Raw genomic sequence first — 14841 nt, forward strand, 5'->3', positions numbered from 1 at the left:
CCAGGAGACTGGCGAAGTCCCCGAATTCCCTCCCGAGGCTCGACTCGGCCGTCCTGTACGCCGCCAACTAACAAATTCCGACTGACCGCAAGCCTCACCGTGTCGAGTCAAAGGGCCAAAGACGAGACCCCCGGCGAAAGCCGGGGCTCTTTTTTGGTTCTTCGCTGAAGTCAGCGGGTAGGGGGCTCCGCCTTGGTTTTCGAGGAAGAAACGCAGAGGTCGAACCGTGACGAAAGCCTCGAAAAACGATTTGGAAAAATTTTGAAAATACGTCGGATTTGCTTGCAAACGATTCGCCCCGTCATTCCTCGAAGCGACTGCCGCAATCGGCCGATGAACGAGGCAGACGCGGGAAGGAAAGCTGAGAAACCGGAGCCGCCCCGGACCGGAGGCGACGGAATCGCCGAAGGAAAGGGCTCGGTGCGTCAAACGATCACGGCACGGACCGGAGACATCGGGGACGAGGCGACGGGACTCATGGAGAAGGTGGTGCGTCGCGAGAAACTGCTCGAAGCGCACCGGCGTGTGGTGAGAAACGACGGAGCACCGGGCGTGGACGGGATGACTGTCGACAATCTGTGGGGCTATTGCCGCGAGCACTGGTCACGCCATCGGGAGGAATTGCTCGGCGGAACGTATCACTCTTGGCCGGTGCGGAAGGTGGATATCCCGAAACCCGGCGGGACGGGAGTGCGGATGCCGGGAATTCCCACGGTTCAGAATCGCCTGATCCAGCAGGCGCTGCTTCAGGTCTTGCATCCTATCTTCGCCGCGATCTTTTCGGATGCGAGCTTCGGCTTCCGGCCGGGGCGCAGCACGCACGATGGGGTGCGCCGCGCACAGGCGAACATGACGGAAGGGCGGCGATGGGTGGTGGACATGGACCTGGAGAAATTCTTTGACCGCCTGAACCACGACGTGCTGATGGCGCGGGCGGTGAGGCGGGTGAAGGACAAGCGCGTCCTCGGTCTGATCCTCCGGTACTTGCAGGCGTGGATGATGGAGGATGGGTTGGTGTCACCCCGGACGCAGGGCACGCCGCAGGGCGCGCCGCCGTCTCCTGTGTTGCGCAACATCCTTTTGGATGACCTCGACAAGGAGCTTGAACGTCGGGGGCATCGGTTCGTCCGATACGCCGACGACTGCAACATTTACGTGAAGTCGAAGGCGGCGGGGGACCGGGTGCTGGCCTCGCTGGAGCGATTCCCGGGAAAGGTGCCGCGGCTCTCGGTCGACCGCGATATTAGCGCGGTGAATCGTCCGCGGCGGCGGAAGTTTCTGGGTTACAGGGTCACGTGGCACCATGATCCGAAACTGAAGGTCGCCCCGGAGTCGGTGAATCGTTTCGAGGACAAGCTCCGCGAGACGTTCCGGCAGGTACGCGGAAGAAGCCTCTCCACCGTGGTCAAGGAACTCGGCCCCGTGATTCGGGGTTGGGTCGCCTGCTTTCGGCCAGCGCCGGTGAAGGAATTCTATGAAGAACCCATTGAGTGATTCCGTAATACCATGTCAATGCCCTCACTCGACCGCGATGGAATCCAGGCCATACTTCCACCGGTGGATCGCCGGAGCTTGATTGATCTCCTCCAGGTAGAGTTCGATCCGCTGTTTCAGTTCGGCCTTCGATTTCACGCGAATCCCGCTCAGCATCGTCCTGGTCATCTTCACGAAGAAATTCTCGATCAGGTTGAGCCACGAGCCGTGTTTGGGCGTAAAAACGAAATCAAATCGGTTCGGGACCGTCGCCAGATACGTTCGCGTTTCCTTGGAAAGTTGGGCCGAATGGTTGTCCGGGACCATGCGGATCACCGCCCCCGCCGGGTAAATGGCATCGATCCGTTTCAGGAGTTCGATGAACTCCCGGCTGCGGTGCCGGTTACGCACCTGCCCGATCACCTGACCCGACAGCAGATCGATCCCCGCCATGAGATTCACGGTTCCGTGCCGGACATACTCGTGATCCCGATCGATCCCCGGATGTTCCCCCGGAACGGGCATCAGGTCCGGCACCGTGTTGGCGATGGCCTGAATCCCCGGCTTTTCGTCATAGGACAGAACCGCCAGGATGGACGAGACGCCCCGCCACTTCTCCCGGATCAGTTCGACCTCTTTGTAAACGTAGAGCACCTGCGCCATCTTGACCTCGAATTCGGGATCACGCCGTTCCAGATAATAAGCGATCTTGCGCGGGCGGACCTCTTGCGCCGTCAAGACCTTGGAGACGGATCCGCGCGAGAGTCGCGACAGGCTCGGGTGCCCTGCCGCCGAACCGTGTTTTTGGGCGTGGGCGGCCAAAAGCTTCGTCGTCCAAAATTCGTGGGAATAGCCGAGATCCTTCGGTTTCCGACAGGCCAGAGCCACCAGCCAGGCGCGAGCGTCTTCCGGAATCGTCACTTTGCGACCGCGCCCCGGCATATCGGACAACGCCGCCTTCGCTCCCAACTGCAACGCCTTGTCAATGCACCGTTCAACCTTGGGCCGATTGGTCCCCATTTGACGCGCAATGGAGGAAACGGACTCCCCATCCGCATAGGCCAGAAGCATGCGGGCCCGTTCGACCCGTTGGGCCGCTTCTCCCCGAGACCGACTCAGCAACGTCAATTCCGCGCGAATTGCCGCAGCCAGTTCCAACCGCGCTCTCCGCCTCGGAAACGGCATGACCGTCCTCCTCTCCGGCATTTCGGATGGGAGAACAGCCTGTCACCAAACGAGCCATGTTGCAACGTTATTACGGAATCATTCTTCCGGGCTCAAGAAACCTTGCCGACGTGGAATAGCGAAAGAGCGAGCCGGAGAATCGACATATATCGGTCGAGAACCCCGGTGGAACGCCGGAGCCATCCACATGAACCAGACGCGGCCCACGTCGGTGCTGCGAAGACTGGGCCTTGTCAACCTGATCGAAGAGTACCACCGTCTTGTGGGAAGCCGAAGAACCGCCGTATACGGAACCGTACGTACGGTGGTGTGGGAGGACGGCGGGGGCAACCACGCCTCCTACCCGATCGTGTCCGCCATGTGTTAATACGGCGCGGCGAACCCTCGCCGATGATCGATGTCTGATCGCAAGATTTGACGATGTCCCATCGCACGATGTGAGCTGGAGTCTCAATGGCCACAAGGCGCCCGGGCAGTGCCTCGACGCAGCGCTTAAAACAGATGCAGCGCCGTCCGAAGCCGCGAATCCGGGGCTTCGTGGTCCGAATCCTCTGGTGGGGATTCAATCTCGGCTTCGTCGTCGCCCTTCTCGGGATTCTCCTCGGTGGATACTACGCGTACACGATCACGGGACCGCTGGTCGAGCGTTTCGAGGGCAAGCGCTGGAAGGTCCCGAGCCGCGTCTTTTCCGACACGCTGACACTGCTTCCCGGACTCTCGGTGGAGGAGATCGGGCTCGTCGATCGGCTCAAGCGGCTCAACTATCGCCAGACCGAGGTTGAACCGGCCGAAGAGGGCGAGTATCGCGCGACGGACAGTCGCATCGACATCTTCCTTCGGGACTTCCGGTATCCCTGGGAGAACGCGAAGGGATACAAGCTGCGCGTTGAGATCGGCGGCGGCATTATCGAAAAGCTCGTGGACATTTCCGGCGAAGAGCTGCCGTCGGCGGAAATCGAGCCGGAACTCATTGCGCGTTTTTTCGGCGATCAGCAGGAAGACCGCGACCTCGTGCGCGTCGAGGAGGTCAGCGAACACCTGAAAAACGCGATCGTCGCCGTCGAGGACAAGCGTTTCTATCACCATTTCGGCGTCGATCCGATCGGTTTCACGCGCGCCATGGTCACGAATATCCTGAACATGCGCATGGTTCAGGGTGGCAGCACGATCACGCAGCAGCTCGTGAAGAATTTCTATCTGACCTCCGAACGCACCTTCAACCGCAAGGCGAAGGAAGCCGCGATGGCCTTCGTGCTCGAGATGGTCTACGACAAGGACGCCATTCTCGAGGCGTACCTCAACGAGGTCTATTTCGCGCAGGAAGGATCCGTCAGCGTCTGCGGAGTTGGTCAGGCGAGTCGCTACTATTTCGGCAGGGACGTCCGCACCTTGGGACTCGCGGAAAGCGCGCTACTGGCTGGTCTGATCCGTTCCCCCGCCGGATACAATCCCACGACGCGCGTCGAGCGGGCCAAGTTGCGCCGCGACTACATTCTCGAGCGCATGGCCGAGGACAACAAAATCACGGAAACCGACGCGGCACTCGCCACGGCGCAGGAAATCCGCGTTCTCCAGCGCACGCCGGCGAAGACCATCGCGCCGTACTTCATCGATTTCCTCCGTTCCCAGCTCGACGAGAAGTATGGCCCCGACATTCTCGTGAGCGAGGGGCTGGCGATCTTCACCACGCTCGACGTGCAGACGCAGCACAACGCCGAGCAGGCGATGCTGGACGGTCTCGAACAACTCGAAAAGGAAAACCCGAAACTCGTCGCGGCGAACAAAGCGCCGCTTCAGGGCGCGATCATCGTTCTTCAGCCCCAGACCGGTTTCATTCGCGCGATGGTGGGCGGGCGCGACTATTATCAGAGCCAGTTCAACCGCGCCGCACAGGCGAAGCGTCAGGTCGGCTCCGTCTTCAAGCCCTTCGTCTACACGGCGGGGTTCGTGCGTGCCGTCGAGGACCCGGGCTTCCACCTGTCCCCCTCCACCGTCGTTGTCGATGAGCCGTTCTCCGTCAACGTGCCGGGCTCCGGCCTGTGGACGCCGGGAAACTATGACGAGAAGTATGAGGGCGCGATGACGGTGCGTCGCGCGCTGGAGCAGTCACGGAACATTCCGACGGTGAAGGTGGCCATCGACGTCGGAGTCCCGAAGATCATCGAAGTGGCGCATCGCATGGGCATCGACAGCGAACTGCCCAAATATCCCTCCATCGCCCTCGGTTCCGCGGACCTGATTCCGCTTGAAGTCGCCGGGGCGTTCGGCACGCTCGCCAACGAGGGCACGCACGCCGAGCCGATGGCCGTGCGCGACATCGTCAATCCCGAGGGCAGGGTGCTTGAAAAGAAGCCGGTGCAGATCGCACCCGCGATTCCCCCCGAAGCCGCCTACATGACGACGTCGATTCTGCAGGGCGCGATCCAGCGCGGAACGGGCCGACGCGCGATCACCATGGGATTCACGCACCCCGCCGCGGGCAAGACCGGCACGACCAACGATTTCAAGGATGCCTGGTTCGTCGGCTATACGCCGCGCCTGCTGGCTGCCGTTTGGGTGGGATTCGACGACAACCGCAAGGTCGGCCTGCCCGGCGGTTCGGCGGCGCTGCCGATCTGGGCCAGGTTCATGATCGCGCAGTTTTCCAAGAGCCGCCCCGTCGAGTTCGCCTCGCCGGGCAAGGTCGTGAAGAAAAAAGTGTGTCTGGCGTCGGGGAAACTGGCGGTCTACGATTGTCCCGACGTCATCGAGGAAGAGTTCATGGAGGGCACCGAGCCCTCGGAAGAATGCGACATGCACAAGGATTCGATTCTGGAGTTTTTCAAATCGAAGACCAAACCCGGAGGACCCTGATGCGTGACGCCGCGCGATCCGTATTTTGGTCGGTTCTGGTCGTGGCCTTTCTGGTTTCGTCGCTGGGAACCGGGTGCGCGATCAAAAACCGGAAAGGCGAAGAGATCTTCGCCGTTCAGGTGAAAACCGGGCCGGACGGCGCCGAGGAAACGCCGGATTCCGAAGCTCCGCCGGCCGCGACTCCGGCTCCCGAAGCGACCCCGGCACCCGAGCCGTCGTCCGCGGCCGTGCCGAATGAGATCCCGCCCCCCGCGGCCGAACCCGAAGCGCCCGCGGCAAGCACGGCCAAGACGCCGTGGTGGAAGAAACCGAGTGTCGAGGTGAAGGATCTCGATTCGGACGGCGCGTCCACCGCGGAGCCGAAGTCGGAAACCAAGTCCGCACCGGCGGCGACGCACGGCGATTTCGAGGAGACCGATCTCGCGCCCGAGGAGCCGACGCAGGAACCTGCGGAAGAGCCGGTTCCCGAGCCGACACCGCTGCCGCCCGCGCCGGAGAAAAAAGAGGCGCAGGTCGATCGCCACCTCCAGCCCGTGACCCATGAGCAGTGGCTGGAGACCTACAAGAAGCAGACCGCACCGGCGACCAAGGCCGATCGCCGTGCGAGCATGGGCAACGTGCAGAAGGCGATCGAGGCCGGATACGGCACGACCTACGTTACGCACCTCGAAAACGCGATCAACGTCGACAAGAGCAACGGCTACGCCTACTACTTTTTAGCGCGCGGACGGTTCGAGAAGGGCGACTGGAAAGGCTCGAAGGGATTCGCCGACAAGTCCATCCAGATGCTCGGAGAGGATCCGCAATTCCGCGCCAAGGCCCGCGTGCTCTACGCCAAGGTGCTCGCCAATCTCGGCGAAAAAGACGCCGCCGCCGCACAGGCCAAGGCTGCTCTCGCCGATGACAGCGAGAATACCGAGGCCAAGATTCTGTCGATGAAGCTCAATTAGTTCGCGCTCGGCGGTTTGCCGGGTCGTGTTGACGATGAACATGCCATTTTGATCGAGAGGACCGCATGCGCAAAGCCGATCCTTCCCGTTTTGAACTCAAGTCCGAACAGATTCGCTGGATCTGCGATCCGTCGCGATTCGCCTTCGAAACCACGGCGGAACTCGAACCGCTCGACGGCGTCATCGGACAAAAACGCGCCACCGAAGCACTCGAACTGGGTCTCGCCCTTCGCTCGCCCGGCTATCACATTTTCGCATGCGGCGGCGTAGGAACCGGCAAGATGAGCACGGTCAAGCGCCTGCTCAAGAAGTTGCCGAAGAGCGCGAAGAAACCCGACGACATCGTCTATCTCTTCAATTTCAAGAATCCCAAGGAGCCGTTGGCGACCAAGTTGTCGGCGGGCGAGGGCAATCGCCTGAAGAAAGACATGCGGGAGTTCGTGGTCGATCTGCTCGAGATGATCCCCAATCTCTTCGACAACAAGGAATTCAAGGGCCAGCGCGATGCGCTCGTCGAACGCTTCCGCGAGAGCCAAAAAAAGATTTTTCGCGACCTGGAAGGCGAGATCAAGAAAAAGAGCTTCGCGATGGTGCAGATCCAGATCGGGCAGCTCGTGCGTCCCGCGATCCTACCCGTGATCGAGAGCCAGCCCGTCGCTTTCGAGCAGCTCGAACAGCTCGCCGAAAACGGCAATTTCCCACAGCCCAAGCTCGAGGATCTCAAGCGCGAGCACCAAATTCTGCACGGGCGGCTCGAAAGTGCGATGAAGGAGTCGCGCGGGCTCGATCGCCGGCTCAAGGATGAGATCGTCAAGCTCGAACGCGACCTTGCGGGCCACGAAATCGACGCGTTGATCGGCGATCTGCGCGAAACGCATCCGTCTCCGGCGCTCGAACCGTTTTTCGCCGACATGAAGGCGTATACGCTCGATAACCTCAATCGATTCAAGGAGAAGGACGAGTCGGAGGGACCGGCGCAGGCCATCGCGATGCTTCAGGGCCAGGCGGCGGATCGCGAAACCTATATGGAGTGGGACGTCAACGTTCTCGTCGACAACTCCGAAACCGAGGGGCCGGTCGTCATCGTCGAAAACACGCCGACCTATCGCAACCTGTTCGGCACGATCGAAAAAACCATCACCCCCAACGGCAACTGGTTTACCGATTTCACGAAGATCCGCGCGGGCAGCATTCTGCGCGCCGACGGCGGATTTCTCGTGTTCCATCTGCTCGACGCGCTCACCGAGCCCGGCGTTTGGAAGGCGCTCAAGCGCACGATCAAGTCGCGGCAGGTCGAGATCGAGTCGTACGACAGCGTTCTTTTCTACATGACGTCGTCGCTCAAACCGCAAGGCATCGACGTCGACGTCAAACTCGTCGTGATCGGCGACGTGTATCTCTATCACATGCTCCACGCGTACGACGAAGACTTCAAAAAGATGTTCAAGGTACGCGCCGATTTCGACCACGTCATGCCTCACAGCGACGACTCCGTGTTCGAAACGGCCCGCTTCGTGTCGCAGGTCGTTCGCAACGAGAACCTGCCGCCATTCGACAAGACCGCCCTCGCCGCCGTCGTCGAGGAGTGCGTGGCGATGGCCGGCCAGCTGAACAAGCTGACGACCAAGTTCTCCGTCGTCGCCGACATCGTGCGCGAGACGGCCTACTGGACGGTCAAGACGCGAGCCAAAGTGGCGAAAGCGCAGCACGTGCTGCGCGCGCTCGATGCGCGCAAAACGCGCAGCAACCTGATCGAGGAAAAACTCCAGGAGATGATCGACGCGGGCAAGATCCTCATCTCGACGGGCGGCGGCAGAGTCGGCCAGATCAACGGTCTCGCGGTGTACCAGATCGGCGACTACAGTTTCGGCAAGCCCACCCGAATTACCGCCAAGATCGGCATGGGCCGCGCGGGGATCATCAATATCGAGCGCGAAGCGAAGCTTTCGGGCAAGACCTACGACAAGGGGCTGTTCATTCTCAATGGGTTCCTGCGTGAGCGATTCTCGATGGACAAACCCATGACGCTCTCGGCGTCGGTCGCGTTCGAACAGAGCTACGGCGGCGTGGACGGCGACTCGGCGAGCAGCACCGAGACCTATGCGTTGCTCTCGGCCATCGCGGACATCCCTCTCGACCAGTCGATCGCGGTCACGGGCTCGATGAATCAGAACGGCGAGATCCAGCCCATCGGCGGCGTCAACGAAAAGATCGAAGGCTACTTCCTCGCGTGCAAGGCCAAGAAGCTCACGGGGCGGCAGGGCGTCATCATTCCGATCCAGAACGTCTCCGACCTGATGCTCTCGCACGAAGTCGTCGAGGCCGTCCGTAAGCGCAAGTTCCACATCTGGGCCGTGTCGCATGTGGACGAGGGCATGGAGGTGCTCACCGGCATCGAAGCGGGCGCGCGCGGCGCGGATGGCAAGTTTCCCGCGGACACGCTCAACGGCGTCGTCGACGGGAAGCTCTTCAAGTTCGCCAAGGACCTGCAGGACTTCGGCAAGGAAAAAAAGGACGACAAAAAGGCGTCGGAAAAAAAAGACGCCGAGGTCGCCGAGGACGATTCGCCGAAGGAGTCGGAGGGCAAGAAGTCCGGTCCGAAGCGTAAAACCAAGCGTCGTCGTTAAGACGGCGGTCACGCCAACCTGACGCGCGTCGTGTTTTCGGCGCGCGTTTGTCGTATAATCGAGCTTGATCGGAGAACGGATTGAGCGCGCGAACCTCGCGAATTCTGGTCGGAATCGGATTCGCCGCCTGCGCGGTGATGATCGCGCTCGTCGCCGTGGCGGTCGCGCACCCCGAACTGTTTGCGCGTTCGAATTCCGCCCCCAAAGAGGCGGAAACCGCCGTCGTCGTCGCCGAACGTCCGCCGGAAACGCTGATCGACGCCCCGGTCGAGCCGACCGACGAAGCGCCGCCGCCTACCCCGACCCCCGGCAGCCTCAAAACGCGATACCCGTATCTCTTCGCGTCCGAGACCCCCGAACCCAAGCAGAAACGCAATCGCGTGCGGCAGGAGATCGAGGATTCACCGGTGGACGCGGCGTTCACGATCATCGTGGAGAATCCAAACGTGCCGCTCGATCGGCGCAAGTGCGCGCGCACTCAGCAGGCGGGGCCATGCCCGCCGGCGGAAAAACCCCGTATGCCGCTTCCGGTTTCGCGGAGCGTGTCATTGCCGACGACGAACACCGCGAGCCTGCCGACGACGGACACGAGCGTAATGACGCACACCGAGGTCACCGTGATCTCGCCGACGGCCAACGTGCCGTTTCCCGTCGATAACGGGACGGCGAGCGACGGTTCCGACGACGGTAAGTCCTGCGACTGATCGCGCCTCAGCGCGGTTTTTCGGTCACCACGCCGCCGTGGATGGCGAATCCAAAGAACATGATGTTGTTGAGGATCTTGTTCTGTACCCCGGGTGGCGATTCGCCTTCGTAGGGATCCACGCTGATGACGTAGTCCACGAATCCCGACAGCCCGACGTAGAAATTTCCCGCCGGCAGAAAGAATGTCCCGAATTCGATGCCGGGCGCGATCGTGACGCCGGGGTCGTACTCGGCAAAATCCGACGCGCCCGAAATGTCGGAGTAATATACGCCGAGGCGGAAATGCCCGAAGGGATGCGTCGGCGCTTCACCGACAAACGGGCTGGGTGTCCAGTACAGGTCGTAGAAGTCCATGAACCCGAGGCGCAGTAGACCGCCGACCTCGTCGTACTCGATGTTCGCCTTTTCGTAGTAAATCCCCGGCGTCGCGATCTCGCCCGTGTAGTGGCGATAGAAGGCCGAGCCCGCCAGCACGATGTTGTTGTTGAAGATTTTCGTGATGGTGAAACCCGGAGCGGGGCCGAAGCGCGCCTGCCCCATCTTGGCGTAGGTCTGCCACTCGCGCCCGTCGTGGACGGACCACTGCGCTTCGGTCGTCCCCATCAGCAGGAACTCGATCTCCGGTCCGAATCCCACCGAACCCGCATTCGCACGCGTCGCCGAGACCGTCGATGCGGCGAGAACGGCCACGAGCGGAACAAAATGTCGAAATCGGGGCGCAGCAAAGAAGCCCAAGGGAGCTCTCCGTTTCCCGGCTTTTCGCCGGTCCTGGGATGACGAACTTCATTGACGCAATCACGGCCCTGTTGCAAGGTCGGGCTCTTTTTTCGGCGGGAAACGATCCGAATGGGGTATCAGGACGCACGATTCGCGCACCGGGCCGACCTGGGCGGCCACGGCTTTGCCGACCTGCTCAAGTGGCGGCTCGGCATGGAGCCCGGCGACGACCATGCGTCGCGCCCGCGGTGGGAGTCCATCCCCGTCGCGTACGACACGCTCGCAGTCGTTCGTGCGAACCCGTCGCGCGCGATGGTGACGTGGTTCGGCCACGCGAGCGCGCTCATCCGGCTCGAAGGCGTCAACATCCTCGTGGACCCGGTCGAGGGTTCCATTCCGTTCGTTCGGCGCGAGTCGCCCGACGCGCGCATCCTCGACGCCGTTCCGCGGCCCGCGGCGGTTCTCATCACGCACAACCACTTCGACCACATGGACGCGACGACGCTGGAGAGGTTCGAGCGCGGCACGCCGATGATTGTCCCGCTCGGCATGGGCGAGTGGTTCACGAAACGCGGCTTCCGCTCGGTGAAAGAGATGGACTGGTGGGAGTCGGTCGAGGTGGCGGGGCTCGATGTGAAGTATCTGCCCGCGCGGCACTGGTCGAAACGCACGCTATTCGACACGCTCGAAACGCTGTGGGGCGGTTACATCGTTCGTTCGAAGACGCACGCGGTGTATCACGCGGGCGACTCCGGGTATTTCGGCGGCTTCGCCGAGATCGGCAAGCGCTTTGACCGGATCGACGTAACGCTCATGCCGATTGGGGCTTATTCGCCGCGCTGGTTCATGCAGGCCGCGCACATGGACCCCGCGGAGGCGATCAAGGCGACGCTCGACGTGAAGGCCGCCGCGCTCATCCCCATCCACTACGGAAGCTTTCGACTCTCCGACGAGCCGATGACCGAGCCGCCCGCCATGATGGAAGTCGCCGCGCGCGAGGCGGGATTCGACCGGACGCGCCTGCTGCCCATCGGCGGCACGCTGTTTCTGGATTAAAGCTCGGAGACCTCGTCCAGCCACGCGCGCAGCCGCCGCCCGTACTCGGCGCGCGCGGTCATCGACACGTCGTTGTGCCCCGCGCCCTCGACCCACCACGCCTGTTTGGGCGGCCCCGCTTTCTCGAAGAGCGCCTTTCCCTCGGCGATCGGGATCAATTCGTCGTGCGTGCCATGGATGACGAAGATCGGCGAGTGGATCGAGGAGATCTTCGAGACGGAGTCGTACACCTCGGTCTGGAACATCGAACCCGTCGGCAGCATCGGCAGCAGCAACCGCGCGACGGACGGGATGGACGTGAACGTCGATTCGAGCACAACGCCGCGCAGGTCGAGTCCGATGGCAACTTCGGTGGCCACGCCGCCGCCCAGCGACTTGCCGAAGATCACGATGTCCTTTTCCGCGATGCTCTCCTTGAAGAGCAGGAAATCGAGCGCGGCCCGGCCCGCCGCGTAGTTCGCGACCTCGCTCGGCGCGCCGGTGCTCTTGCCGTAACCGGGATAGTCGATCAGCAGCATCCCACAGTCCATCGGCGCGAGTTCTTCGCGCACCATCGCCCACTCGAAGACCGTCTGCGCGTTGCCGTGCAAAAACAGAATCGTCGGCCGACCCTCCAGCGCGGGCCAGTACAGGCCGTGAACCGTGTCGCCGCTATCGGCCTTGATGCGCACCTCGCGCGCGCCCGCGACGTAATACGGGATGGGCGCGTCGTCCGCGACCTTCGTGGGGTAGTACAGAAACCGGCGACCGAGGCTTTCGATCATGGATGCATCCGTGTTTTGGGGGCGCTCCGGCTCGGAAACGCGTGACGACGGCCACCACGAAACCAGCGCGGCGACGACCATCGCCAAACCCGCGATCCAGATCCGTGGCGCACCGGCTTTCACATCCGGCGTATTGAACGCGAGCGTTCAAGCGGGGTCAATGCCGCGTTGGACGAGAGACGAAGTGGCGAGATCAGCGGTCGTCGTTTAACATCGCGGCATGTCGGGAGTCGACTCGATCAGCTCAACTGTGAATGACTTCGGCCTCGCGCTGACGGGTGCGGCGCTGCGCCACGGGTTCGATCTCGCGGGCGTGCTCGATCTCGACGCGGCGATGCCCGCACTCGCGGAGCACTCCGGGCGATTTGGCGAATGGATCGACGCGGGGCGCCACGGCGAGATGGAGTATCTGCCTCGGGGCGCGGCGAGACGGGCCGATCCGCGCGCGCTCCGGCCCGAGGCGCGGGGAGTGCTGTGCGTCGCGATGGCGTACGGGCCTGTCGCGGAACCGCTTTCGGGCGACGACGCGCGCTATGCACGGTATCTGCGCGGGCGCGACTATCACCGCGTGCTGCCCGAACGGCTGGAGGCGGCGCTCGGCGAGGTCCGCGCCGGGCATGATTTCACGTGGAAAATCTGCTGCGACACGAGCGCCGTGCTGGAGCGCTCGCTCGCCCATCTGGCGGGGCTCGGTTGGATCGGCAAGAACACGTGCCTGATTCACCCGCGCCTCGGCAGCTACCTGTTTCTCGCCGAGGCGTTCGTCTCGCGCGAAACGGGCGGCGCGCCGTCGGCCATGCCCGATCATTGCGGGTCGTGCAACCGCTGCCTCGTCGCTTGTCCGACCGGCGCGTTTCCCGCCGCGGGCGTGCTCGACGCGCGCCGGTGTCTTTCTTACTGGACGCTTGAAAAACGGAGCGGGCCGGACGCCGAATCCGGCGACATCGACGCCGTGCGCGGCTGGGTCGCGGGATGCGACATCTGCCAAGAGGTCTGCCCTTTCAACCGCAAGCCGTCACCGAGCCGCGACGATGCATGGCTCGACGCCGCCGCCGACGCGACCGCGACGGCGCGCTGGGAAGATCTCGTCGTCGAGCCGGAGACGGCCTACGCGGCGCGCGTCGCGGCATCCGCGCTCTCGTGGGTGCGCCCCGCGCATTTTCGTCGAAACGTCGCATTGGCGCTGGCGTCTCGCGCGGATGCGTTGGACGCGAATCGAAGGGGCGTTCTCGCCGAGCTCGTCGCGACGGCCCGCGACGCGGAAACGGATGTGAACACGCGGAGAGCGTGGGAGTCCTGCGAGACGCGGCTTCGCAACGCGGATCAGCGCGAGAAGTAGCGCTCCGCGACGCGCGCGAACATCTCCACGCCGAGGGGCAGCGCGTCTTCGTCGAAGTCGAATTCGGGGTGATGGTGCGGCTTGTCGAAACCCTTGGCCGGATTCGCACTGCCGAGAAAAAAGAAGCACCCGGGGCGCGCCTGCAGAAAGTACGACATGTCCTCCGCGCCCATTGTCACGCCCTGCGTGATAATGCGATCCGGACCGAGCAGATCCGCAGCGCACTCCTGCACCAGTGCGGACATCGCCGCGTCGTTCACCGTGACGGGGTAGTGGTCGGTCCACTCGTAGCGATATGTCGCGCCCATCGCGCGGCAAGCGCCGCCCGCGAGCGTCTCGATGCGTCCCTTCATCTCGCCGCGCAGCGTGGGATCGAGCGTGCGCACGGTGCCGCGCAGTTGCACCTCCTGCGCGATGATGTTGAAGTTCGAGCCGCCGTTGATCTGGCCGATGGTGACGACGGCGGGCTGCGTGGGATCGATGTTGCGCGAGACGAGCGTTTGCATGGCGGTCACCACGTGCGCAGCGACGACGACCGCGTCCACGGTCTGGTGCGGCAGCGCGCCGTGTCCGCCGCGTCCCACCACCGTGAAGACGAATTCGTCCGCGCTCGCCAGCACGGGTCCGGCGTGCGTTCCGAGGGTGCCGACGGGAAACTCGTTCCACAGGTGCAGGCCGACGATGGCATCCACGCGCGGGTCGTCGAGTGCCCCCTCGTCAATCATGGGTTTCGCGCCGCCGGGACCTTCCTCCGCGGGCTGGAAGAGCAGCTTCACGCGGCCGGGCAGCGACGCGCGGCGCGTCGTGAGATAGTGCGCGAAGCCGAGCAGGATCGACGTGTGGCCGTCGTGACCGCACGCGTGCATTCGTCCGGCGTTCGTTGACGTGTACGGCGAGTCCTTGAGTTCCTGCAGGGGCAGGGCGTCCATGTCGGCGCGGTACGCGAGGGTCGGACCGTCGGCCGCGTCGCCCACGATCGTGCCCACCACGCCGGTCGTTGCGACACGCTTCACGTCGAAACCCAACTCGCGCAGCCGCGCCTCGACGATGCCGCTCGTTCGCACCTCCTCGAAACCGATCTCGGGGTGGCGATGCAAGTCGCGCCGGGTTTCGACGAGCTGGCCCCTGAGCGCCAGAATTTCAGGCCGTATCGCGACGGTCATCGCGTTCTC

The 14841-nt window shown here is 63.1% G+C and carries 11 protein-coding genes; 7 read left to right on the plus strand and 4 right to left on the minus strand.

Going from position 1 to position 14841, the window contains the following annotated elements; translation table 11 throughout:
* Window positions 1–477: 477 nt before the first annotated feature.
* Window positions 478–1494, plus strand: a complete 1017-nt coding sequence (gene ltrA, locus IT350_17870) for a group II intron reverse transcriptase/maturase (protein MCC6159925.1) — start codon at window positions 478–480, stop codon at window positions 1492–1494.
* A 24-nt stretch (window positions 1495–1518) separates the two neighbouring features.
* Here the strand turns inward: ltrA and IT350_17875 are convergent, their stop codons facing one another.
* Window positions 1519–2658, minus strand: a complete 1140-nt coding sequence (locus IT350_17875) for an IS630 family transposase (GenBank protein ID MCC6159926.1) — start codon at window positions 2656–2658, stop codon at window positions 1519–1521.
* 537 nt (window positions 2659–3195) lie between these two features.
* Between IT350_17875 and IT350_17880 the strand changes: the two genes are divergently transcribed.
* The 4 genes from IT350_17880 to IT350_17895 all read left to right on the plus strand — a co-directional run bounded on the left by IT350_17880 (window position 3196) and on the right by IT350_17895 (window position 9792).
* Window positions 3196–5511 carry a PBP1A family penicillin-binding protein gene (locus IT350_17880; GenBank protein MCC6159927.1) on the plus strand — a complete coding sequence of 772 codons (2316 nt, stop codon included), beginning with the start codon at window positions 3196–3198 and terminating at the stop codon, window positions 5509–5511.
* Complete coding sequence (locus IT350_17885) at window positions 5511–6461, plus strand: hypothetical protein (GenBank protein ID MCC6159928.1); 951 nt, start codon at window positions 5511–5513, stop codon at window positions 6459–6461. The genes IT350_17880 and IT350_17885 overlap by 1 nt, the downstream gene beginning before the upstream one ends.
* Before the next feature lie 65 nt (window positions 6462–6526).
* A complete protein-coding gene (locus IT350_17890) occupies window positions 6527–9088 on the plus strand; it encodes an AAA family ATPase (GenBank protein ID MCC6159929.1) in 2562 nt (853 codons plus the stop codon).
* 80 nt (window positions 9089–9168) lie between these two features.
* Window positions 9169–9792 (plus strand): hypothetical protein, encoded by a 624-nt coding sequence (locus IT350_17895; protein MCC6159930.1) that lies wholly within the window; start codon window positions 9169–9171, stop codon window positions 9790–9792.
* A gap of 7 nt (window positions 9793–9799) precedes the next feature.
* Here the strand turns inward: IT350_17895 and IT350_17900 are convergent, their stop codons facing one another.
* Window positions 9800–10528, minus strand: a complete 729-nt coding sequence (locus IT350_17900; protein ID MCC6159931.1) for a hypothetical protein — start codon at window positions 10526–10528, stop codon at window positions 9800–9802.
* Between the two features lie 111 nt (window positions 10529–10639).
* Here IT350_17900 and IT350_17905 point away from each other — a divergent pair, with 111 nt between their 5' ends.
* Window positions 10640–11566, plus strand: coding sequence for an MBL fold metallo-hydrolase (locus tag IT350_17905; GenBank protein MCC6159932.1), 927 nt, complete (start codon window positions 10640–10642; stop codon window positions 11564–11566).
* Here the strand turns inward: IT350_17905 and IT350_17910 are convergent.
* Entirely contained in the window at window positions 11563–12330 is a 768-nt protein-coding gene (locus IT350_17910; protein MCC6159933.1) for an alpha/beta hydrolase, read from the minus strand. The two genes, IT350_17905 and IT350_17910, sit on opposite strands and share 4 nt — an antisense overlap.
* Window positions 12331–12550: 220 nt before the next feature.
* On the opposite strand from IT350_17910, the gene queG reads away from it, so the two are divergent.
* A complete protein-coding gene (gene queG / locus IT350_17915) occupies window positions 12551–13669 on the plus strand; it encodes a tRNA epoxyqueuosine(34) reductase QueG (protein ID MCC6159934.1) in 1119 nt (372 codons plus the stop codon).
* Here the strand turns inward: queG and IT350_17920 are convergent.
* Complete coding sequence (locus tag IT350_17920; GenBank protein MCC6159935.1) at window positions 13654–14832, minus strand: amidohydrolase; 1179 nt, start codon at window positions 14830–14832, stop codon at window positions 13654–13656. The two genes, queG and IT350_17920, sit on opposite strands and share 16 nt — an antisense overlap.
* Window positions 14833–14841: the final 9 nt, after the last annotated feature.

This window comes from Deltaproteobacteria bacterium (assembly GCA_020845895.1).
Taxonomy (GTDB): Bacteria; Lernaellota; Lernaellaia; order JACKCT01; family JACKCT01; genus JADLEX01.

Bases quoted from the DNA above. Each gene is read 5' to 3' on its own strand.
- ltrA (MCC6159925.1), top strand. From the start codon at position 478: ATGGAGAAGGTGGTGCGTCGCGAGAAACTGCTCGAAGCGCACCGGCGT.
- IT350_17875 (MCC6159926.1), bottom strand. From the start codon at position 2,658: ATGCCGTTTCCGAGGCGGAGAGCGCGGTTGGAACTGGCTGCGGCAATT.
- IT350_17885 (MCC6159928.1), top strand. From the start codon at position 5,511: ATGCGTGACGCCGCGCGATCCGTATTTTGGTCGGTTCTGGTCGTGGCC.
- IT350_17890 (MCC6159929.1), top strand. From the start codon at position 6,527: ATGCGCAAAGCCGATCCTTCCCGTTTTGAACTCAAGTCCGAACAGATT.
- IT350_17905 (MCC6159932.1), top strand. From the start codon at position 10,640: ATGGGGTATCAGGACGCACGATTCGCGCACCGGGCCGACCTGGGCGGC.
- IT350_17910 (MCC6159933.1), bottom strand. From the start codon at position 12,330: ATGATCGAAAGCCTCGGTCGCCGGTTTCTGTACTACCCCACGAAGGTC.
- queG (MCC6159934.1), top strand. From the start codon at position 12,551: ATGTCGGGAGTCGACTCGATCAGCTCAACTGTGAATGACTTCGGCCTC.
- IT350_17920 (MCC6159935.1), bottom strand. From the start codon at position 14,832: ATGACCGTCGCGATACGGCCTGAAATTCTGGCGCTCAGGGGCCAGCTC.